23 protein-coding genes are annotated in these 22,014 nt (G+C 65.8%); 10 read left to right on the top strand and 13 right to left on the bottom strand.

Annotation, left to right across the window (positions count from 1 at the left end; translation table 11 throughout):
- Positions 1–64: 64 nt before the first annotated feature.
- The 3 genes from G3T36_RS10540 to G3T36_RS10550 all read left to right on the top strand — a co-directional run bounded on the left by G3T36_RS10540 (position 65) and on the right by G3T36_RS10550 (position 2,849).
- Entirely contained in the window at positions 65–829 is a 765-nt protein-coding gene (locus G3T36_RS10540) for a peptidylprolyl isomerase (protein ID WP_163289741.1), read from the top strand.
- An 89-nt stretch (positions 830–918) separates the two neighbouring features.
- A complete protein-coding gene (locus G3T36_RS10545) occupies positions 919–2,148 on the top strand; it encodes a DUF349 domain-containing protein (protein WP_163289742.1) in 1,230 nt (409 codons plus the stop codon).
- 89 nt (positions 2,149–2,237) lie between these two features.
- Complete coding sequence (locus tag G3T36_RS10550) at positions 2,238–2,849, top strand: hypothetical protein (protein WP_163289743.1); 612 nt, start codon at positions 2,238–2,240, stop codon at positions 2,847–2,849.
- Here the strand turns inward: G3T36_RS10550 and G3T36_RS10555 are convergent.
- From G3T36_RS10555 to G3T36_RS10615, 13 genes are all read right to left on the bottom strand, one after another.
- Positions 2,836–5,088, bottom strand: a complete 2,253-nt coding sequence (locus G3T36_RS10555) for a RelA/SpoT family protein (RefSeq protein WP_163289744.1) — start codon at positions 5,086–5,088, stop codon at positions 2,836–2,838. The two genes, G3T36_RS10550 and G3T36_RS10555, sit on opposite strands and share 14 nt — an antisense overlap.
- A 138-nt stretch (positions 5,089–5,226) precedes the next feature.
- Complete coding sequence (gene secF, locus G3T36_RS10560; protein WP_163289745.1) at positions 5,227–6,249, bottom strand: protein translocase subunit SecF; 1,023 nt, start codon at positions 6,247–6,249, stop codon at positions 5,227–5,229.
- Complete coding sequence (gene secD / locus G3T36_RS10565; RefSeq protein WP_163289746.1) at positions 6,249–7,985, bottom strand: protein translocase subunit SecD; 1,737 nt, start codon at positions 7,983–7,985, stop codon at positions 6,249–6,251. The genes secF and secD overlap by 1 nt, the downstream gene beginning before the upstream one ends.
- 65 nt (positions 7,986–8,050) lie before the next feature.
- Positions 8,051–8,425, bottom strand: a complete 375-nt coding sequence (locus G3T36_RS10570) for a preprotein translocase subunit YajC (protein ID WP_240148434.1) — start codon at positions 8,423–8,425, stop codon at positions 8,051–8,053.
- Positions 8,426–8,524: 99 nt separating this feature from the next.
- Entirely contained in the window at positions 8,525–9,553 is a 1,029-nt protein-coding gene (gene ruvB, locus G3T36_RS10575; protein ID WP_163289748.1) for a Holliday junction branch migration DNA helicase RuvB, read from the bottom strand.
- 2 nt (positions 9,554–9,555) lie between these two features.
- Positions 9,556–10,176, bottom strand: a complete 621-nt coding sequence (gene ruvA / locus G3T36_RS10580) for a Holliday junction branch migration protein RuvA (RefSeq protein WP_163289749.1) — start codon at positions 10,174–10,176, stop codon at positions 9,556–9,558.
- Positions 10,173–10,769, bottom strand: a complete 597-nt coding sequence (gene ruvC, locus G3T36_RS10585; RefSeq protein ID WP_163289750.1) for a crossover junction endodeoxyribonuclease RuvC — start codon at positions 10,767–10,769, stop codon at positions 10,173–10,175. Before ruvC ends, ruvA begins: the two co-directional genes overlap by 4 nt.
- Before the next feature lie 10 nt (positions 10,770–10,779).
- The gene (locus G3T36_RS10590; protein ID WP_163289751.1) at positions 10,780–11,538 is read right to left on the bottom strand and encodes a YebC/PmpR family DNA-binding transcriptional regulator; all 759 of its coding nucleotides are present in this window, start codon (positions 11,536–11,538) and stop codon (positions 10,780–10,782) included.
- Between the two features lie 12 nt (positions 11,539–11,550).
- Positions 11,551–12,192 carry a pyridoxal 5'-phosphate synthase glutaminase subunit PdxT gene (pdxT, locus tag G3T36_RS10595; protein WP_338031548.1) on the bottom strand — a complete coding sequence of 214 codons (642 nt, stop codon included), beginning with the start codon at positions 12,190–12,192 and terminating at the stop codon, positions 11,551–11,553.
- Positions 12,182–13,084 carry a pyridoxal 5'-phosphate synthase lyase subunit PdxS gene (gene pdxS / locus G3T36_RS10600; protein ID WP_163289752.1) on the bottom strand — a complete coding sequence of 301 codons (903 nt, stop codon included), beginning with the start codon at positions 13,082–13,084 and terminating at the stop codon, positions 12,182–12,184. Before pdxS ends, pdxT begins: the two co-directional genes overlap by 11 nt.
- A gap of 85 nt (positions 13,085–13,169) precedes the next feature.
- Complete coding sequence (locus tag G3T36_RS10605) at positions 13,170–13,721, bottom strand: HIT family protein (protein WP_163289753.1); 552 nt, start codon at positions 13,719–13,721, stop codon at positions 13,170–13,172.
- Positions 13,709–15,691, bottom strand: coding sequence for a threonine--tRNA ligase (gene thrS, locus G3T36_RS10610; protein WP_163289754.1), 1,983 nt, complete (start codon positions 15,689–15,691; stop codon positions 13,709–13,711). The genes G3T36_RS10605 and thrS overlap by 13 nt, the downstream gene beginning before the upstream one ends.
- A 93-nt stretch (positions 15,692–15,784) precedes the next feature.
- Positions 15,785–16,318: a hypothetical protein gene (locus tag G3T36_RS10615; protein WP_163289755.1), complete on the bottom strand. Its 534-nt coding sequence runs from the start codon at positions 16,316–16,318 to the stop codon at positions 15,785–15,787.
- Between the two features lie 298 nt (positions 16,319–16,616).
- Here G3T36_RS10615 and G3T36_RS10620 point away from each other — a divergent pair, with 298 nt between their 5' ends.
- The 7 genes from G3T36_RS10620 to G3T36_RS10650 all read left to right on the top strand — a co-directional run bounded on the left by G3T36_RS10620 (position 16,617) and on the right by G3T36_RS10650 (position 21,867).
- Entirely contained in the window at positions 16,617–17,774 is a 1,158-nt protein-coding gene (locus G3T36_RS10620; protein ID WP_163289756.1) for a tyrosine-type recombinase/integrase, read from the top strand.
- Positions 17,775–17,866: 92 nt separating this feature from the next.
- On the top strand, positions 17,867–18,157 hold the full coding sequence (locus G3T36_RS10625) for a hypothetical protein (protein ID WP_163289757.1): 291 nt from the start codon (positions 17,867–17,869) through the stop codon (positions 18,155–18,157).
- Positions 18,158–18,273: 116 nt separating this feature from the next.
- The gene (locus G3T36_RS10630; protein ID WP_163289758.1) at positions 18,274–18,426 is read left to right on the top strand and encodes a helix-turn-helix domain-containing protein; all 153 of its coding nucleotides are present in this window, start codon (positions 18,274–18,276) and stop codon (positions 18,424–18,426) included.
- A gap of 248 nt (positions 18,427–18,674) precedes the next feature.
- On the top strand, positions 18,675–18,887 hold the full coding sequence (locus G3T36_RS10635) for an excisionase family DNA-binding protein (RefSeq protein ID WP_205245050.1): 213 nt from the start codon (positions 18,675–18,677) through the stop codon (positions 18,885–18,887).
- Between the two features lies 1 nt (position 18,888).
- Positions 18,889–19,428 (top strand): hypothetical protein, encoded by a 540-nt coding sequence (locus tag G3T36_RS10640; protein WP_163289759.1) that lies wholly within the window; start codon positions 18,889–18,891, stop codon positions 19,426–19,428.
- Positions 19,429–19,617: 189 nt separating this feature from the next.
- The gene (locus G3T36_RS10645) at positions 19,618–19,866 is read left to right on the top strand and encodes a hypothetical protein (RefSeq protein ID WP_163289760.1); all 249 of its coding nucleotides are present in this window, start codon (positions 19,618–19,620) and stop codon (positions 19,864–19,866) included.
- Positions 19,867–20,403: 537 nt separating this feature from the next.
- Complete coding sequence (locus G3T36_RS10650) at positions 20,404–21,867, top strand: phage major capsid protein (protein WP_163289761.1); 1,464 nt, start codon at positions 20,404–20,406, stop codon at positions 21,865–21,867.
- The last annotated feature ends 147 nt before the right edge of the window (positions 21,868–22,014 follow it).

The raw sequence follows: 22,014 nt of genomic DNA on the forward strand, positions 1-22,014 counted from the left end.
CGCGGTGGCGCTCCGGGCCGCAGACTCCCCCCGCACGACGGCGCGCCCCCTCGGAGGAATTCACGTGGCACCGAACAAGCAGAACGATCGCGAAGCGCGCCAGGCGCGCGAGCGGCTGAGGGCCTACCAGGCACGCCAGACCGTGCACGAGGCCAAGGCCCGGCGGCGCGTTCGCGACAACTGGCTCGCCGGAATCGGAGTCCTGGTCGTCGTCGTCCTCGCGGTGCTCACGCAGCTCCTGTACTTCAACACCGGGCCGGGCAAGCCCGTCGCGAGCCCGTCGCCCTCCGCTGCCGCCTACACACTGCCGCCGAAGACGCTCGCCGCCAATCGCCAGTGGACCGGCACGATGACGATCAACGACATCCCGCTCGGCATCAGCCTCGACGGAGCCAAGGCGCCGCAGGCGGTGTCATCGACGATCGCCCTGAGCCAGAAGGGCTTCTACAACGGTCTCAGCTGCCACCGCCTGACGACCTCGGGAATCTACGTCCTGCAGTGCGGCGACCCCAAGGGCGACGGCTCGGGCGGCCCGGGCTACAGCTACGGACCGATCGAGAACGCTCCCACGAACAACGTGTATCCCGCCGGCACGCTCGCGATGGCGCGCTCGAGCAACAACGCGAACAGCCAGGGCAGCCAGTTCTTCATCGTCTACAAGACCTCCACCATCCCCTCCGACACGGCGGGCGGCTACACCGTCATCGGAAAGGTCACGAGCGGTCTCGACAAGCTGATCAGCGAGGTCGCAGCCAAGGGTGTCCAGGGCGGCACGACCGACGGCAAGCCGAACGTCACGACGACGATCACGGGGATAACGGTTCAATAAGCACCTCTGCACGCCCCGTGCGCGTGCAATAGGCTAAAACGCAGTGTGAGGCGGTCGTCGTGGCCGTCGTCGTCAGCAAGGTGAGGCTCTTGGCTACAACTGATCAGCAACCGTGGGGTCGCGTCGATGAGACCGGCACCGTCTTCGTTCGCGAAGGCGAAGGCGAGAGGGCGGTCGGTCAATACCCCGACGGCACTCCAGAAGAGGCGCTCGCCTACTTCGAACGCAAGTACACGGACCTGGCGGGTCAGGTGACGTTGCTCGAGCAGCGTGCACGCCGCGGCGCACCGGCGGCCGATATCGCCAAGGCCGTCGCCACCCTGAGCGAGCACGTCGCGTCGGCAAATGCCGTCGGCGATCTGGCCTCGCTCCAGGAGCGCCTGGCCAAGCTCGGCGGAACGGTCGAGGAACTGACCGAACAGCAGACGGCAGAGGCGCGCGCTGCGGTCGACGCCGCCATCGCCGAACGCACCGAGATCGTGGTCGAAGCCGAGGCGCTCGCTGCGGAAGATCCGGCGAAGACGCAGTGGAAGCAGACGACGGCATCCCTCGACACCCTCTTCGCGCGCTGGCAGGCCCATCAGCACGACGGGCCGCGCCTGCCCAAGAACGAGGCCAACGAGCTGTGGAAGCGGTTCCGCGCCGCACGCGCGACGATCGAGCACAACCGCAAGGCGTTCTTCGCCGAGCTCGACAATCAGCACCGCGACGTCCGCACCCGTAAGACCCAGCTGATCGAGCAGGCCGAGGCCCTCATCCCCCGCGGCGCCGACGGAGTGCCCGCCTATCGCGAGCTTCTCGAGCAGTGGAAACTGGCCGGCCGTGCGGGCAAGCGGAACGACGACGCGCTCTGGGCCCGGTTCAAGGCTGCCGGCGACGCGATCTACTCGGCGAAGTCCGAGATCGACGCCCGCGAGAACGAGGAGTTCTCGGCGAACCTCGAAGCCAAGCTCGCGCTCCTGACCGAAGCCGAGCCCCTCCTGACCGCGACCGATCGCGAGTCCGCCCGCGCGACGTTGAGTTCCATTCAGCGCCGGTGGGACGAGATCGGAAAGGTCCCGCGCGACCAGGTCAAGGTCGTCGAAGAGCGCCTCCGCAAGGTCGAGGCTGCCGTGCGAAAGCTGGACGACGACCACTGGCAGCGCAACAACCCGGAGAAGAAGGCGCGGTCCGAAGGCCTGGCGAGCCAGCTGACGGCTGCCATCGCCAAGCTCGAGGCTGAGCTCGAAGAAGCGAAGGCCAGCGGCGACAAAGCGAAGGTCGCGGCCGCGCAGGAGGCTCTGGATGCTCGCAAGGTCTGGCTCGACGCGCTGAAGTAGCGATGATAGCGGCTCTGCACAGGGGTCGCTCATCCACACATCCGCGTGCGCTCGACCATGCGGACGAATCGGCGCCCCAGGATGGTCGTATGACGCGACTGCTTCCCCGCCTCCTCGACCAGGTCGACCTGCCGCCAGCAGAGCTCCGCGCGGCCCGAATCGACGGACAGCTGTTCGCAGTCGACGAGGCGTTCGCGGTGCTTGGCGAACCGGACAGCGTCGAGCTCAGGGCTGCGGCGCTCGCACCACTGGTGCCCGATCGTATGATCGTCGAGCGATCCTCAGCGCTCTGGGTGTATGGAGCGCGAGCAGAGGCGCCGTTCCGGCATCAGTTGTGCATGGACATGGCCAACCGCACGACACCGCACCACTCCCTCCGATTCGAGTACCGCGAATGCCGGCTCGAACGCGACGATGTTCTGCAACTCGGCGCACTGAAGATCACGTCCCACCTCCGAACGGCGATCGACCTGTTGAGAACGCGCGAGCCGTTCGCCGCTGCTGACGCGCTCGATGTGCTCGCCGTCCTGCAGCTCGGCGGATCGGGGGTGAGCGAGTGCGCCCGGTGCATCCGCACACAGCCGCGGTACCCGGGTGTCCGGCGTGCGCTCGCCCGTCTGGCGTCGATCGATCGCTCGGGTCTCAGCCTCTCGGGTCTCAACCCGCTCGGGTCTCAGCTTGCTGGTCTCAGCCTGCACTGACCCGATAGACGTCGTAGACCGCGTCGATACGGCGCACCGCGTTCAGCACACGGTCGAGGTGGGTGGTGTCGCCCATCTCGAAGACGAACCGGCTGAGGGCCAGACGGTCGCTCGACGTCGTGACGGTCGCCGAGAGGATGTTGACATGGTTCTCGGACAACACACGCGTGACGTCCGACAGCAGCCCGGAGCGGTCGAGCGCCTCGACCTGGATCTGCACCAGGAAGACGCTCTTCGAGCTCGGCGCCCATTCGACGTCGATCATGCGTTCCGGCTCCTGCAGTAGCGACTGCACGTTGTGGCAGCTCGCCTGGTGCACGGAGACTCCCGCGCCGCGCGTGATGAAGCCCACGATGGGGTCGCCGGGGACGGGGGTGCAGCATTTGGCCAGCTTGACAAGGATGTCCGGCGCACCTCGCACCAGTACACCCGAATCGCTGTTCCGGAGCTGACGCGACCGTCCCTTGACCGGAAGCTCGATCTCGCCCGCGTCGCCTTCGGCCTCGGTCTGGAGCGAAGCGACGACCTTCTCGATGACGGATTGCGTCGAGACGTGACCTTCGCCGACGGCCGCGTACAACGCCGAGACGTCTTCGTACCGCAGCTGCGCGGCTACTTCCGCCAGGGAGTCCTGGGTCATCAGCTTCTGCAGCGGCAGGTTCTGCTTGCGCATGGCGCGCGCGATCGCGTCTTTGCCCTGCTCTATCGCCTCGTCGCGACGCTCCTTGGTGAACCACTGTCGGATCTTGTTGCGCGCGCGAGGGCTCTTGACGAAGTTCAGCCAGTCCTGGCTCGGACCGGAATCGGGGTTCTTCGAGGTGAAGACCTCGACGACGTCGCCGGTCGTGAGCGTGCTCTCCAACGGCACCAGACGGCCGTTGACCTTCGCACCCATGGTGCGGTGACCGACTTCTGTGTGGACCGCGTACGCGAAGTCGACCGGAGTCGCACCGGTCGGCAGCCCGATGACCCTGCCCTTGGGTGTGAAGACGTAGACCTCTTTGGCACCGATCTCGAACCGCAGCGAGTCGAGGAATTCGCTGGGATCGGCCGTCTCGGCCTGCCAGTCGGAGAGGTGAGCGAGCCACGCGAGGTCGGTGTCGACCTTGCCGGAGGGGCCGGAGCTCTTGCCGTTGACCTGCTCCTTGTACTTCCAATGCGCTGCGACACCGAATTCGGCGCGCTGGTGCATCTCTTCAGTACGGATCTGGATCTCGACCGCGCGGCCCTCGGGCCCGATGACCGTCGTGTGCAGCGACTGGTACAGGTTGAACTTCGGCGTGGCGATGTAGTCCTTGAAACGTCCCGGCATCGGTGTCCAGCGCGCGTGGATCTGGCCCAGTACGGCGTAGCAGTCGCGCACCGAGTTCACCAGCACCCGGATGCCGACCAGGTCGTAGATCTCGTCGAACTCGCGACCCCGGACCACCATCTTCTGATAGATCGAGTAGAACTGCTTGGGCCGGCCGACGACCTTGCCGCGGATTCGCGCCGACTTGAGGTCGTCGTTGATCGCGTCGATGACGTGCTGCACGAGACGCTCGCGTTCAGGCGAGCGCTGTCGCACCAGGCTTTCGATCTCGGCGTAGAGCTTCGGGTACAACACGGCGAACGAGAGGTCCTCGAGCTCCCATTTGATCGCCTGGATGCCCAGCCGATGGGCCAGCGGAGCGTAGATCTCGAGCGTCTCGGTGGCCTTGCGGGTGGCGGATTCGGCCGGGACGAAGCCCCAGGTGCGAGCGTTGTGCAGGCGGTCCGCCAGTTTGATGATCAGAACGCGGATGTCCTTCGACATCGCGACGATCATCTTGCGAACGGTCTCGGCCTGCGCACTGTCGCCGTACTTGACCTTGTCGAGCTTGGTGACCCCGTCGACCAGCATCGCGATCTCGTCGCCGAACGCATCGCGCAACTCGTCCAGGGTGTACTCGGTGTCTTCGACCGTGTCGTGCAGCAGTGCGGCTGCGATGGTCTTCGACCCGATGCCGAGGTCGGCGAGGATCTGGGCTACTGCGACGGGATGCGTGATGTACGGCTCGCCACTGCGCCGCTTCTGTCCGGCGTGGGCCTTCTCGGCGACTGCGTAGGCACGCTCGACCAGCGACAGGTCGGCCTTCGGGTGGTGCATCCGCACAGTGCGAATCAGGGTATCGACGGCGCCGGCGGGTTGCGCCCGGGAGAAGATCCGCGGCACAAGACGGCGCAGGGAAGCAGTCTGTGGCGTTGTCGTGTCGACCATCAGCGTGCCTCCCGTCTTCTATTATCGCGGGTGACGCCTCTATGTTCTGCCGTGTGCAGACCGTCCAAGGCCGCGCGCGCGGTTCTCACCTCGTACCCACCGAGAGGAGAACCGGGCACACGAGCTCCTTATTCCACGCTATTTCGCGGCGACGGGGACGGACGCGGGCGCTGCGGCTGCCTTCGGCCGCGTCGCGCGGACCTTCGCATCGTGCTTCTTGATCGCCGTCTCGCCCTCGCGGAACTGCGAGTACATCGGGGCCGCGAGGAAGATCGTCGAATAGGTGCCGACGATGATTCCGATGAGAAGGGCGAGCGAGATGTCCCGGAGCGTGTCCGCACCGAGGGCGAAAGCACCGATGAAGAGGATCGAGGCGACAGGCAGGACAGCGACGACCGCCGTGTTGATCGAGCGCACGAGCGTCTGGTTGACGGCGAGGTTCACCGCCTCGGGGAAGGTTCGCCGCGTGAGCTCCAATTCCTCCTTGGTGTTCTCACGCACCTTGTCGAACACGACGACCGTGTCGTACAGCGAGTATCCGAGAATCGTGAGGAAGCCGATCATCGTCGCCGGAGTGATCTCGAAACCGACGAGGGCGTAGATGCCCGCGGTGATGATGAGGTCGTGGAAGAGCGAGATGATCGCCGACGCCGACATCTTCCAGGTACGGAAGTACAGCGCCATCGCGATGAATGCGAGGAGCAGGAAGACGACGAGACCCTGGATCGATTGTCGCGTCACGTCGGCGCCCCAGGTCGGGCCGATGAACGAGGACGCGACTTCGGTGGTCGGCACGTTGTAGGCCTTGGCCAGCGCATCCGCCACCTGACGGCTCTGGTCGGCCGTGAGCTGGTCGGTCTGGACGCGCACAGCGTTGTTGTTGACGCTGGTGACGTGGACGACGGCGTTGGGCACGATGCTCGCGACCGCATCCTGCGCAGGTGTCTGCGACGTGGTCTGAACGTTCGTGATCTGGAACTGCGATCCGCCCCGGAACTCGATGCCGAAGTTGAATCCGCCCTTGACGATCGGGATGATGATGGACGCGATGACCATCACGATCGCAATCGTGTACCAGATCTTGCGCTTGCCGACGAAGTCGTACGAGCGGGCGCCGGTGTAGAGGTCGTTTCCGAACCGTGTGAGGCGACTGGCGGCCATCAGGAGTCCTTCCCGTCGTTCGATCGATCCGTGCTGCTCCCGGAGTTCGCCGAGACGAGCTCGGCGGCCTTGCGCTCCGCGATCGTCTGGCGGCGCGCGGCCTCTTTGCTGCTCGAGGCCGCCTTGCCGGCGCTGACCGCGGCCGAGGGAGCGCGGAACTGCGCCGCACCCCGGTAGACCGCGCCGAGGGCGTCGGGGTCGAGTCCGCTCCACGAGCTTCCGCTGTTGAAGAACCTGGTCTTCGCCAGCAGCTGCAGGGTGGGATGCGTGAACAGCACGACCACGAGAACGTCGATGATCGTTGTGAGTCCGAGGGTGAAGGCGAAGCCGCGCACGTTCGCTGCGGCGAGCACATAGAGCACGACGGCGGCGAGGAGGTTGGTCGCCTTCGATGCGTAGATCGTGCGCTGGGCGCGCTTCCAGCCGGCCTCGACGGCGGATTCGAGACCGCGCCCGTCACGGAGTTCGTCACGGATTCGTTCGAAGTAGACGATGAAGGAGTCCGCTGTGAAACCGATCGCCACGATCAGGCCGGCGACGCCGGCGAGAGACAGCCGGTAGCCGTAGTGCCAGGACAGCAGCGAGATCGTGAGGTAGGTCAGGAGTGCGGCGACACCGAGGGACGTGATGGTGACGAGCCCGAGCAGCCGGTACTGGAACAGCGTGTAGATCACGACCAGCAGCAGACCGATGAGGCCGGCGATCAGTCCGCTCAGAAGCTGCGACGAACCCAGGGTGGCCGAGATCGTGTCCTGGCTCTGCACGTTGAAGCTGAACGGCAGTGCACCGAACTTGAGCTGGTCGGCAAGTGCTTTGGCCGTCGTCTGGTCGAAGTTGCCGGTGATCTGCGGGCGGCCGTCGGTGATCGCCGCCTGCGTCGCGGGAGCCGAGATGACCTTGCCGTCGAGGACGATCGCGAACTGGTTCTGGGCACCCGTGAGGCCGTTCAGGCGGGTGGTGACGTCGGCGAAGGCCTTGGTGCCGGCGCTGTTGAAGACGATGTTGACGCCCCAAGCGCCGGTGCTGACGCCGCTCTGGCTCTGGACCAGGCCGCTCGAAGCGTCCGAGATGTCCTGGCCGCGGACCTCGACGGGGCCGAGGATGTACTTGGTCGTTCCCTTGTCGTCACAGGTGATGAGCGGCTTGTCGGCCGGCGCGGTGTTCGTGACCTTGGCCGCGTCGGACGAGCAGCTGAAGGCGTCGTACTGCGCCTGGAGTGCCGGCGTCACCCATGCCTTGTCGCTGCCGTTGGTCGGCTTGGTCGACGGAGTGGACTGCAGGTTCGGAGCGGGTGACGGCGCCGGCGTCGACTTGCCGTCGGCTCCGACAACCGTGTTGGTGGGCGCTCCGGCGACGAGCACCGGGCGGAAGTCGAGCTTGGCGCTCGCCTTGATACGGGCGAGCGTCGCCTCGTCCGGTGTTCCGGGCAGAGAGACGACGATGTTGTTCGCACCCTCAGTGCTGATCTCCGACTCGGAGATGCCGGACGCGTCGATGCGCTGCCGGATGATCGAGACGGCCTGGTCGAGCTGCTGCTGCTGGACCTGCTGCCCGTTCGAGAGCACGGGAGCGAGAATGATCTGCGTCCCGCCCTCGAGGTCGAGAGCGAGCTTCGGGACCAGGGTCGCATTGCTGAACACGACACCCGCGATAAGGGTGCCGAGCAGCACGACGATGATCGCACCGAGCCAACTCAACGAACGCCAGGCTTTTTTGACCGGGGTCGACTTTGCCACCTACGAACTCAGCTTTCTACGAGCGTGCCCACGCCTCAACAGACGTGGGCACACAGGGAATGGGGTCAGTCGTCGCTTTTCGCGCCGGGCTTCTTGGCCACGTCGTCGATCCGCTCGCCGAACTCGGGCTCGGTGAGGGGAATGGCGTGGTCTTCGTTAAGCTCGGGCTCGGTCGACGTCTCGACCTCAGGCTCGATCTCCTTGGGCTCGACGACCCGGGCGATCACCTGGCGGTGCACCTTCAGAATGGTGCCCGGCGTCGTCTCGACAAGCGCCTGGTTCTCTTCTTCGTCGATCGAGAGCAGCTTGCCGTAGACACCGAAGTTCAGCATGACCTCGGCGCCGGGGACGATCTTCTCGCGAAGCGCAGCCGCGTCTTTCTGACGCTTGCGGCTGTTGCGGAACATGAAGAACACCAGGCCGGCCAGGACGACCAGCATGACAATAGTTAACGGATCCATGAAAAGTTTGGGGCCTTCCAGAGGGCGGCACGCAGTGACGCCCTGCTTATTTGTGAGTGGCCGATGGGCCAGCTTGAATTATAGGTCATCCATGAGGGAAGGTTGCTGGGAGTGCGCTGCGCCGAAGTGTCTCCATGCCGCCGGAGTGGCCACCCGACCTCGTGGCGTGCGTGAGAGCAGTCCGATGCGGACGAGGAACGGCTCGACGACGGACTCGATCGTCTCCGCCTCCTCGCCGACCGATACGGCCAGCGTGTTGAGGCCGACGGGGCCGCCGTCGAAGCGTTCGAGGATCGCCTGGAGCACCGCGCGGTCGAGCCGGTCGAGCCCGAGCGGGTCGACGTCGTATAGGTCGAGCGCCGCACGGACGGCTGCGACATCGGCCTCGCCCCCGTGCACCAGTGCGAAGTCGCGCACCCGGCGCAGCAGGCGGTTCGCGATGCGCGGTGTGCCGCGACACCGGCCGGCGATCTCGGCGAGTGCCTCGCGGTCGACCTCGAAATCGAGCAGGATCGCGGCCCGCGTGAGGACCTGGCTGAGCTCGGCCTCATCGTAGAACTCGAGGTGCGCCGTGAAACCGAACCGGTCCCGGAGCGGGTTGGGGAGCAGGCCGGAGCGCGTGGTGGCACCGACGAGCGTGAATGGTGCGAGGTCGAGGGGAATCGACGTCGCACCCGCCCCTTTGCCGACCATGATGTCGATGCGGAAGTCTTCCATCGCGAGGTACAGCATCTCTTCGGCCGAGCGAGCCATGCGATGGATCTCGTCGATGAACAGCACTTCGCCGGGCGTGAGGGAGGACAGCAGAGCGGCGAGGTCACCCGCGTGCTGGATCGCCGGCCCGCTCGACATGCGCAGCGGCCGGCCGCTTTCGTAGGCGACGATCATAGCGAGCGTCGTTTTGCCCAGACCGGGCGGGCCGGCCAGCAGGATGTGGTCGGCCGTGCGGTCCTGCATCTTCGCCGCCGTCAGCAGAAGCTGCAGCTGACCGCGCACTTTGGCCTGGCCGACGAACTCGGCGAGTGAACGGGGGCGCAGTGCGCCTTCGAAGGCGAGCTCGGACTCGGATTCGAGCTCCGGTGCGGTCAGATCGTTCTGGTCTGCCATGCTCATCTCCGTGCTGCGGTCTGACCCGGGCCCAGCCTCGAGAGCGTGAGCCGCAGCAGGGACTGGACATCGTCGCGCGCGGACTCGTCGGTCTCTGCGACGGCCTCGGCGATCGCATCCGCTGCCACCTTCTCGGGCCAGCCGAGGCCGACGAGGGCGATGAGGACGCTCTCACTCAGCGACGACGGGGGCGCCGCCGCCGTCGTGCGGGGGGCTCGCCGGGTGACCGCCAGCTTTCCCGAGAGCGACACCACGATCAGTTTCGCGGTCTTCGGCCCGATACCGGAAACCTTGCGGAACGGCGCGTCGTCTTCGGCAGTCACGGCCTCGGCGATCTGCTCGGGCGAGAGCACCGAAAGGACGCCGATGGCCGACTTCGGACCGACACCCGAAACGCCGGTGAGCAGATCGAAGACCTGCAGTTGCTCTGCGTCGGCAAACCCGAACAGGGAAAGCGCGTCTTCGCGGACGATGAGCGAGGTCAGGACCATCGCCTCGTCTCCCAGTCGCAACGACAGGGCGTGGTCAGGGGTGACCTGGACGGAGAAGCCGACACCGCCGACCTCGATCACGATCGATCCACCGCTGATTGCGAGGACCGTGCCACGGAGGGATGAAATCACTTCGCCAGCCTACGGGGCGCCGCCGACGCCCGGCTGGAACGCTCCGCGGCGTGCCACGCGGCCTGGGCAGGGGTGAGCGGAGACTCGCCGGCCCCCGCTGCCGGAGCATGGGAGCCGCTCCCCCGCCACGCGTGGCAGATCGCGATCGCGAGCGCATCCGCCGCATCCGCGGGTTTCGGCACCTCGGAGAGCCCGAGGATGCGCGCCACCATCGCCTGCACCTGCTTCTTGTCGGCTGAACCGTAACCGGTGATCGCCGCCTTGACCTCGCTCGGTGTGTGCAGGGCGACGGGGAGTCCGCGTTTGGCAGCGGCGTGCAAAGCCACCCCGCTCACCTGTGCCGTACCCATCACCGTCTTCAGGTTGTGCTGTGCGAACACGCGCTCGATGGCGACCGCCTGCGGCTGGTGCCGGTCGAGCAGTTCTGCGATGCCGTCGCCGACCGCCAGCAGGCGTTCCTCGAGCGGCATGCCCGGCGGCGTGCGAATCACAAGCACCTCGACCAGCCTGGCGGTGCGATTCGGCTCGACGTCGACGATCCCGACACCGCAGCGGGTCAGCCCGGGGTCGATCCCGAGCACGCGGAGCGGCATCGGCCGGGTTCTACTCTGCCTCGAGTTCGGCCTGGACCTCGGCCGAGAGATCGAGGTTCGTGTACACGTTCTGCACGTCGTCGGAGTCTTCGAGCGCGTCGATGAGCCGGAAGACCTTCCTGGCGGTCTCGGCGTCGCCCTCGACCTGGATCGACGCGACGAATTCGACGTCGGCCGAGTCGTAGTCGATGCCCGCGTCCTGAAGAGCGGTGCGGGTCGCGACCAGCGAGGACGGGTCGGTCAGGACCTCGAACGATTCCTCACGCGGGGTGACCTCTTCGGCGCCTGCGTCGAGGACGGCCAGCAGCACGTCGTCTTCGGAGACCCCGTCGCTCTGTGGAACGACGATGACGCCCTTGCGGTGGAAGTTGTAGGCGACGCTGCCCGGGTCGGCCATGGTTCCGCCGTTGCGGGTCATCGCGGTCCGCACATCCGCAGCAGCCCGGTTCTTGTTGTCGGTCAGGCACTCGATCAGCAGCGCGACACCGTTGGGTCCGTAACCCTCGTACATGATCGTCGTGTAGTCGATGCTCTCGCCGGTGAGACCCGCACCGCGCTTGATCGCGCGATCGATGTTGTCGTTCGGGACCGAGGTCTTCTTGGCTTTCTGCACCGCATCGACGAGGGTCGGGTTACCCGAAAGGTCGGCCCCGCCGATCTTGGCCGCGACCTCGATGTTCTTGATCAGCTTCGCGAACGACTTCGCGCGACGCTGGTCGATCACGGCTTTCTTGTGCTTGGTGGTCGCCCATTTGGAATGCCCGGACACGTTGCTCCCTAACTACTTCTGAAGATCCTGACCATTGTAGGCCGCGCGTTCCCGGACTCGCTTCAGGAAGTACTCGTGGAACCGGGTGTCCCCCGTCATCTCCGGATGGAACGAGGTTCCGATGAGGTTGCCCTGTTCGACAGCGACCACGCGCCCGTCCGCCAGGGCCGCCAGCGGTGTCGCACACGGGCCGACGCTCTCCACGATCGGCGCGCGGATGAACACTGCGTGCATGGGCTCGTCGCCCACCGCCGGGATGTCGAGGTCGGTCTCGAAGGACTCGAGCTGCGAGCCGAACGCGTTCCGTCGGACCACAACATCGAGCCCGCCGAGGCTCTCCTGGCCTCGGATGGCGTCGAGGATGGTGTCCGCCAGCATGATCAGGCCTGCGCACGTCCCATAGACCGGCAGGCCGGCCGCGATCGCATCCTTCAGTGGCTGCGCGAGCCCGAAGGTGCGCGACAGCTTGTCCATCACGCTCGACTCGCCTCCCGGGATCACGAGCCCGGCGACGTCGTCGAGTTCGGATGCGCGACGCACGGGAACGGCATCCGCCCCCAGTCCCCGCAAAACGGCGATGTGCTCCCGGAAATCGCCCTGGAGCGCGAGCACTCCCACACGCGGCGCCCCTGGCGCGGCTGGGCTACCAGCCACGCTCGGCGAGGCGGTGCGGTGCAGCCAGGTCGGAGACGTTGATTCCGACCATCGCTTCGCCCAGTCCACGCGAGACCTCGGCGATCACCGACGGGTCGTCGTAGAACGTCGTCGCCTTGACCACGGCTGCCGCACGCTGAGCCGGGTTGCCCGACTTGAAGATGCCGGACCCGACGAAGACACCGTCGGCGCCGAGCTGCATCATCATCGCCGCATCGGCGGGCGTCGCGACGCCACCGGCGGTGAACAGCACGACAGGGAGATTGCCGGTCTCAGCGACCTCGACCACGAGGTCGTAGGGCGCCTGGAGCTCCTTGGCCGCCACGTACAGTTCGTCTTTGCTCATCGACGACAGGGCCGCGATCTCCGACTTGATCTTGCGGATGTGCTTGGTCGCCTCCGACACATCACCGGTGCCGGCCTCGCCCTTGGAACGGATCATCGCCGCGCCCTCGTTGATACGGCGAAGCGCCTCGCCGAGGTTCGTCGCACCGCAGACGAAGGGAACCGTGAAGCCCCACTTGTCGATGTGGTTCACGTAGTCGGCGGGGCTCAGCACCTCGGACTCGTCGATGTAGTCGACGTCGAGTGCCTGCAGGACCTGCGCCTCGACGAAGTGGCCGATGCGGGCCTTCGCCATCACCGGGATGGACACCTCGGCGATGATCGCCTCGATCAGGTCGGGGTCGCTCATGCGCGCTACGCCGCCCTGTGAACGGATGTCGGCGGGAACCCGCTCGAGCGCCATGACCGCGACAGCGCCGGCATCCTCTGCGATGCGCGCCTGCTCGGGCGTCACGACGTCCATGATGACGCCGCCCTTCAGCATCTCGGCGAGCCCCCGCTTGACGCGGCTCGAACCGAACTGTTCGGCGGTGGATGTGTCGCTCACTGTGTCCTCTCCTGGTGCCGCTGCCTCGCGCGGCACGCCCAATACGTTCCAGCGCCGCTGCGGCGGGAACTACGCTGTGACGATTCTACTCGTCGGGTTGTGACGGCCATGCCGCCGCGATCGTCGCACGGACCTCGCCCAGGAGCTGAGGCAGCGCTTTCGTCTTCGCGATGATCGGGAAGAAGTTGGCGTCCTGCGCCCAGCGCGGAACGATGTGCTGGTGCAGGTGGCCCGCGATGCCTGCGCCTGCGATCGCACCCTGGTTGATCCCGATGTTGAAGCCGTCGTTGTGTGAGACCTCCGTGATGACGCGCATCGCGGTCTGCGTGAGGCTGCCGATCTCGGCGACCTCCTCGGGTGTCGCCTCGTCGTACATCGCGAAATGACGATACGGGCAGACCAGCACGTGTCCGCTGTTATAGGGGAACAGGTTGAGGATCACGTACGCATGCGTTCCGCGCGCGACGATGAGCGCATCCTCGTCGCTCAGCTTCGGAGCGCGGCAGAACGGGCACTCGTCCTTGTCCGGCTGCTGGTTGTTCTGGATGTACACCATGCGGTGCGGAGTCCAGAGCCGCTGGAACTCGTCGGGTACGCCGACCAGGTGACTCGGGTCGTCGATCGTCACTCGAGCCATGCCGTGGTGACCTGTTCGCGTGACGCGATGGATGCGACGATCCGCTCGATGGCATCGTCGACCGTCACGCCGTTGCGCTGGCTGCCATCGCGGAACCGGAAGCTGACCGTTCCCGCAGCAGCATCCTCCTCGCCGACGATGAGCTGGTAGGGCACCTTGGCCTTCGTGTGCGTACGGATCTTCTTCTGCATCCGGTCGTCGGAGTGATCGACCTCGGCGCGCACGCCGCGCGCACGGAGCCGGGCGATCACGTCGTCGAGAAACGGACCGTACGCATCCGCGACCGGGATTCCGACCACCTGGACAGGCGACAGCCACACCGGGAAGGCGCCCGCGTAGTGCTCGAGCAGGATGGCGAAGAAGCGCTCGATGGATCCGAGGAGCGCGCGGTGGATCATGGCCGGCTGCTTGCGCGTTCCGTCGGCGGCGTTGTATTCGAGCTCGAACAGCTCCGGCTGGTTGAAGTCGAGCTGGACGGTCGACAGCTGCCAGGTGCGGCCGATCGCGTCGCGGGCCTGGACACTGATCTTCGGGCCGTAGAAGGCGGCTCCGCCCGGGTCGTCGACCAGTTCGAGACCGGACTCGATGGCGACTTCGCGCAGAGTCTCGGTCGCCTGCTCCCAGCTCTCGTCGGAGCCGACGTACTTGTCGGGGTCCTTCGTCGACAGCTCGAGGTAGAAGTCGGTGAGACCGTACCCGCGCAGGGTCTCGAGCACGAACTCGAGCTGGCGCGCCACCTCGTCCTTGATCTGCTCGTCTGCGACGTAGATGTGGGCGTCGTCCTGGGTGAGGCCGCGCACGCGGGTCAGGCCCGAGAGGGTGCCGGACTTCTCGTAGCGATACACCGTGCCGAACTCTGCAAGCCGGAGCGGGAGCTCGCGATAGCTGCGCCCGCGCGCCCGGTAGATGAGGTTGTGCATCGGGCAGTTCATGGGCTTCAGGTAGTAGTCCTGGCCCTGGCGTGTCACGTTGCCCTCGGCGTCGACCTCCTGGTCGAGGTGCATCGGTGGGAACATCCCCTCGCGATACCAGTTGAGGTGCTGGCTGATCTCGTACAGGTGCGCCTTGGTGATGTGCGGGGTGTTGACCAGCTCGTAGTCGTTCGCGATCAGCCGCTCGCGCATGTAGTTCTCGATCTCATTGCGGATGATCCCACCCTTGGGGTGGAAGACCGCGAGGCCGGAACCGATCTCCTCGGGAAAGCTGAACAGGTCGAGTTCGGCGCCGAGCTTGCGGTGGTCGCGCTTGGCGGCCTCCTCCATGCGGGTCTGGTACGCGCGGAGTTCGTCCTTGGTCGGCCACGCCGTTCCGTAGACGCGCTGCAGCTGCTGGTTCTTCTCGGAGCCGCGCCAGTAGGCCGCAGCGACCCGGGTGAGCGCGTAGCCGTTGCCGATCATGCGCGTGTTCGGCAGATGCGGTCCGCGGCAGAGGTCTTTCCAGACGGTCTCGCCGGTGCGCGGGTCCACGTTGTCGTAGATGGTCAGCTCGCCGCCGCCGACCTCCACGCTCTCCTCGGCGTCGAAATGGGCGGTGTCACCAGGGAGCGCTGCGCCCTTGAGACCGATCAACTCGAGCTTGTACGGCTCGCCGGCCAGCTCGGCCCTGGCCTCCTCGTCGGTCACGACGCGTCGCACGAAGCGCTGACCGGCGCGGATGATCCGCGACATCTCCTTGTCGAGCACTTTGAGGTCATCCGGAGTGAACGGCTCGGCGACGTCGAAGTCGTAATAGAACCCGTCGGTGATGGGCGGCCCGATGCCGAGCTTCGCCTCCGGGTTGATCGACTGGACGGCCTGCGCGAGGACATGCGCGGCCGAGTGCCGCAGGATGTTGAGACCGTCGGGCGAGTCGATCGTGACGGGCTCGACGGTGTCGGTGGTCGTGACCTGCGTGGCGAGGTCCTTCAGCTGGCCGTTGACGCGCATGGCGACAACGGAACGATCGGTGAAGAGCTCGAAGCCGTCAGCCACCTTGTTCCACTCCTAGAGTCGTCGATTGGTTTCTTCAACTGTAGTAGCGGCCGATCGGGCGTCCGAACCACTCCGCATCCGTCAGGACGCCCGTCAGTTGCCGATCTCGGGGTCCGCCGACCGCGGATCGACGGCGCCATGAACGAGCGCACGACCCTTCAGCGGTTCCGGCAGCATGACGGTGGCCGCAGCGACCGTGAGCACCGCAAAGCAGCCACCGTGCGTCGCGTCGATCTGGCTCAGCGCCGACAGGGTCACCGACGTGGTCGTATAGGCGACAGCGAACCCCTTCGCGGTCGCGCAGCTGTCCCCCACTGCATAGACGACCCTGAGCTTGTCGCCGTCCAGGGAGATGAGGCTCCAGGGCTTGCTCGTGAGCGAAGCCGCCTCTTCGGCGGAGATGTTCGGCACCACCTCGGGGGCGGGCAACGAGGTCGCCCAGGCAGGCGCTCCGGTCGACACGACATTGCCCGGCGATGACGTCTCCTTCGGCTCGACGGTCGGCGCCGCAACGCCGGATGCGAGCGCGGCGGTGACGGCCACGCCTGAGGTCAGCAGAACGACGGCGAGTGCGCCACCGACGAACGCACGCCGCGATGACCGCTCGCGTTCACCGGTGCCCTTCATTCGACTCCTCACGGAACCTCGCCGACGTTAGGCAGATCGTATTCCGTGACGGACGCCGCGGTCGAGCGGCCAAGGCAGAAAAAAACCCCGGCGAGCCGGGGTTTTAGTTGGTGGGCGATACTGGGATCGAACCAGTATCAGCGCAACTGTCAGAGATCCGCTCCACGACTACGATTTGGGCCATTTCGGCGCGTAATCTAGCGGAACTCGTCATCGCTCTGTTAAGGTCACTGTTGTACGCGAGTGGACACGAAATGACACGAGATAGTGCACGTTGGTGCACGAAACGAGGTCTGAAATGGCATCCAGGAAGCGCCGTGAGGCGTTCGGCAAGCTGCGCAAGCTGCCCTCCGGTCGCTACCAGGCGAGCTACGTAGGGCTCGACGGGGTCCGATATCCCGCGTCGAGCACGTTCGACAACGCAACGGACGCACGCGGCTGGCTCGCACTGCAGCGCGTCGCACTCGACAGCGGCAACTGGTCCCCCGCCGATGCGGCCCGAACGGCCGGCCGGACCAAGGCTCGGGCAGACACCCTCGGCGACTTCGCTCAGGACTGGCTCCGCACCCGCGTGAACCGCCACGGCGAAGGCCTGCGGCCCCGAACTCGCGTTGAGTATCAACGGCTCCTCAGCGGGCCCCTGGCGCCACTCGCGGCGGAACGTGTCGCGATGATCACCCCCGACATGGTCCGCAGCTGGTACGCGGCCCAGTTGGAGAGCGGCACCAAGACGCAGACCGCACGCGCATACGGGCTCCTCAAGTCGGTACTCGCTACCGCCGTCCAGGATGGGCGCATAGTGACGAACCCGTGCATGATCCGCGGCGCGCAGAACGCCACCACAGGCAAGAAGGTCGAACCGCCTACCGCGGCCGAGCTCCAGAAGATCCTCGACAGCATCACACCCCGCTACCGGGCGGCCGTCCTCCTCGCCGCGTGGGCAGGAACGAGATTCGGTGAACTCACCGAGCTACGGCGCAAGGACATCAAGATCATCAAGAACGGGCCCGAGGTCGAGACCATCATCGTCGACGTGTCCCGGGCAGTCACGCACACGACTGGTGTCGGCTTCACTGTAGGCCCTACAAAGAGCGCCGCGGGCGTTCGCGCGATCGCTCTACCCCGGCACATCCACCCCGATGTCCTCGGGCACCTCAGGGACAACGTCGGAGACTTCCCCGACTCGCTCCTGTTCCCCGCACGCGACGGGCACAGCCACCTTGCAGAGTCCAGTTTCGTCAAGCACTGGTACCCAGCCCGCGCAGCCGCGAAACGGACGGACATGCCCTTTCACGCCCTCCGCCACTACGGCGCGACACGGTTCGCCCAGACTGGCGCGACCCTCAAAGAGATCCAGGACCGACTTGGACACTCGACAGCCGCCGCGGCCATGCGCTACCAGCACAGCGCCGGCCGCGACATAGAACTCGCGAATCGTATGAGCGATCTCGCGTGAAGGTAGCAGCCCCCCTGCTACGTGAAAAGGGCCCCAGTGCCGGTGTGAGCGGCGCCAGGGCCATCCACGGGAAACCCTGAAAGGAAAACCCCATGAACACCAGAATTGTAGTCCTCGTAGAGTGCACCGAGCCGATGTGCGAGTCATACGGTATCGGGCACAAGCAGACTGACTTCGGCGATGATCTCGACGCGCCGATGCACTACCGTCCCGAAATGGGAAACGGGAACTGGCGGGTGACGGTCTCAAGATTTGACGACATGCCGACGTGGTCGGTCGGTGTCGAAGCCAACGATCAACTCTCCGCGATCGAGGCCGTGCAACTCGCAGCTGACGTGCAGGCCGCTGCCGCCGATTGCGAACGACTGAACAGCCGAATCTGATGCACACCGCAATGGCACCTCGCCCGCTACTGCTTCGAGCGAGCCCGACCAGACCACGGCGGACGATCACGGAAGTCGTAGCGGGCAAGATTCGATACCACCTCGCAGGCGAATACATGGGCACCAAAGAGCTCGCCGAGATCCTTCGCGTGTCTGTGGACATCGCCCGCGACATCAAGTTCGGGCGCCGACCCGTGAACGTTGCGCAGCTGGGACGCCTCGCAGAGGCTCTCGACATCGACGTAAGAGAGTTCTTCGAGGCTGCCTGATGATCAACGCCTAGAAGTCCCCCGGCCTCCACTCCCAGGTCGGGGGACTTTTTCACGACACGCGCGGGCATTAATGGGTATTCCTCTCCGCTTCTGGTCTAATGGCCTTGCGCAGCGAAGCTGCGTTCGAACGCCGGGCTAGAAGGCAAAGCTGCCAGCCGATACCGGTGCAGTTGCCACATGACTGACTGCACGCAGATGGGTGAGTACCACTTCGATTCAAATTCCTGTTTAGGAGTCGAATCGTCGTGTCTACTCAATTGCCATCGCCCGACTGGTGCACCATCCAGGCTGCCGCCGAGCACCTCGCGGTAAGCACCAAGACAGTCCGCCGCCTCATATCTGACGGCAAGCTCTCGGCCGAACGTATCGGCCCCCGCCTCATCCGCGTCAGCATCGCCAGCCTCGAGCATGTCGGCCGGCCGCTGCAGTACGTCGCCCCCGACGCCTCGGATGTTTAGGGTGGGCGCCCAACTGGTGGGCAAAGCCTTCGCGTTCGCATCCCGCGTCACGCTCAAGCCCAACGAGAAGCTGCTGCTGCTGTGGATGTCGCTCACGGCGCTCGACAGCGACAACCCGCCCAGGTACTTCGCCGCACGGGAATCGAGTGCGCTCGCTCTGGGCCGGATGGTGCCAGACGCTCCCCCGCAAGGCGACCCGAACGCGCCAGCGATCGAGGCCGAACGGGCTGCCGCATTCCAGCGCGTCAAGATCGCGACACAGGGCCTGGTGCAGGCGGGAGCGATCAGGAACGCACGCCGCGGCCGCGAGGGCACACGCGCCGAGTACGTCCTCACGTTTGGTACGGAATCCGTACCCCTCGAAAGTACGGAAAACGTACCCCTCAGCGGATCGGAATCCGTACCGCCGCGGGGTCGGAATCCGTACCCCCGAGGAACCACTGAGGAACACAAGGAACAACCCTCAGGAGAATCCCGGCACCCAGCCCCACCTCACTTCTGGCCTGTGGATAACTCGAAGGGGGAACGAATTGCTGTCTGAACTAGACCTCGGAGCACGTTGCGAGCGCCACACCGGTGAGGCATTTCTCGTCAGATGCCGTGATTGCGACCAGGCGAACCGTGAGCTCGTCGAGGAAGAGCAAGACCGAGCACGAGCAGCCCGCCACGAGCGAGCCCTACAGCGTGCCGCCGCCCTGGCCGCACCCGACAGCACCGAAGGAGATACCCAGTGACCAACGAGATCGAGCTTGATGATGTCGACCGCCGTGTTCAGGAGTTCGCGAAGGGTTGCCTCGACGCGCTGACGCCTGAACGGCGTGCAGAGTGCGAGGTGCTGTCCGTCCTCGACGAGGGCATGCGGTTACGTCCGGCGGAAGACGACCCCGACGTCGTCGAACTGCTGTGGGGCGGCGCGGTAATCGGGGTCACGACGTGGGCGTGGCTGAACACCGGCGAGACACCCGAAGGCGGCGCATGATGGGGTGGTACATCTGCAACATGTGCGGCGAGCGAAAGTCCGCCTCGCGCGGGAGCCTGCCAACGGGTGAAGCACGCTGCCTCGCATGCCGGCGCCAAGCACCGCAACCACACCGACCGTGGGTGCACCCACCAAAGCGAGTCGTCGCGCCCGTGACATGCCCGGCCTGCGGCGTCGAATTCATCCCAAAGCAGCGCACCGGCCACAGATGGACCGCCGTGTGCAGCAAAAGATGCGAGCAGCGACGACGGTCAGCGGCGCGCCAACGCGGCGATGTCGGCCCTGTCGCGTATCATGATGAGTGACATCACGGCCGCTCCTGGCTCCGTGGTTCCGGACCGCCCTGGGGGCCATCCGGGAACCGCCAAGCTGAGCACCGTGCAAAGACCGTTTGGGCCGCCGTCGAGCCACCCACGGGAACAGTCGAAACCTCCCCAACGCACGCCGCACGTTCCGACGACATCAGTCGGTGCCGGATTCGCGGCCTGCCCGTCAGAGAGTTGAAACGCCATGACAACCCAGGCACAGATAGACGAAATGACCGCCTCATTCGACGAGCTACAGGACCACGTCGAAAGCATCGAAGCGCGCTTCGGCACAGACCCGGCACTTATGTCGGCAGGCCAGGCCGAAGCGTACGAGCGCTACAAGCGAGGCGCATTCCGGAAGGCCGAAGAGATCCGCATGCTCGTCGAGGCGCACAATGCCCGCGACGACGAAGACGAAACAAAGCGCGCCCGCGCGCAGAAGCTCGAGCGGCTGAAAGAGGCATACCAGAACCCGGCAAACGTACAGGACGGATCATTCAGCATGGACGCACACGCCACACGCACACGCAACTCGAACCCCTGGCGCGACCTCGGTGACAACATCACCCGCACCGAGACTCCGGACGGCCTCCGTACCCGCGCGCAGGACGCGATCGAAGCCATCAGGGACGTTCCGCACGCTGGCCGTGAACTGATGGCCAGCCTCGTCGACCAGCCCCACGAGCGCGGCGCGGCTGAGCTCGTTCTGGCCGGCACCGACCCGGCGTATCGAACGGCTTTCGAGAAGGTAATCCGCAACCCGGTACAAGGGCACCTGATGTGGACCGCAGAGGAACAGCTGGCCTTCCAGCGCACCGAATCCGTCCGTGCCGCCCTGTCCCTGACGGGTGCGAACGGTGGCTTCCTGGTGCCGTTCACCCTCGACCCGACGATCATCCTCAACAACGCGGGCGCGGCGAACCCGTTCCGGTCGATCAGCCGGATTGCGACGACGGCAACGAACTCCTGGAATGGCGTCGGTTCGGCGGGTGTCACCGCACAGTGGCTCGCTGAAGCCGGTGTAGCTGCCGACGCGACACCGACGTTCTCGCAGATAACCATCACCCCGCAGAAGGCCGCGGCGTGGGTGTTCGGCTCCTACGAGGCCATCGGCGACACGGACATCAGCACGCAACTCCCCGAGATTCTCGGCGACGCGAAGAACAACCTCGAGAACGGTGCCTTCTCCACCGGCGCCGGCTCGGGTGGTGTGCCGAAGGGCATCGTCACCGCAGCGACCACGGCCGTGACCACGGCTTCTGTTGCGACGTACGCGATCGCCGATGTCTACGCGCTGCAGCAGGCTCTCCCGGCCCGTGCACGACTCGGGAAGACGCCCGCGGTGGTCGGCAACGTGGCAATTATCAACAAAACGCGCCAATTTGACACAGCTGGTGGCAGCTCCTACTGGACAAATCTGGGCGAAGGTGCACCCGCACAGGTGCTCGGTCTGCGCCTAGCCGAAGCGTCCGGCATGGTGAGCACCACAACCACGGGCAGCAAGATCCTCGTGGCCGGCGACTTCGACAAGTACCAGATCGTCGACCGCCTCGGCATGACCGTGATCTTCGAGCCCCTGCTCCAGGACCAGGTAACCGGACGCCCCGCAGGGCAAGGTGGATGGTTCGCTTATTGGAGGGTTGGAGCCGACGCACTCGACCCCACGGCGTTCCGAGTGCTGACGGTCCAGTAGATCACCCCGACCTGGCGTCAACGTCACCCCCGGCCGCCTCATTCACGGCCGACAAGGGAACGAAGACCGGTGAGGGGTACCTTCCCCCGATGACCCGACCTGCGCCGCCTGAGGTAGCACCGGGCCCTGATCCTCAGCAGTGGTCAG

Source organism: Leifsonia tongyongensis (assembly GCF_010686705.1).
In the GTDB taxonomy this organism is placed as follows: domain Bacteria; phylum Actinomycetota; class Actinomycetes; order Actinomycetales; family Microbacteriaceae; genus Diaminobutyricibacter; species Diaminobutyricibacter tongyongensis.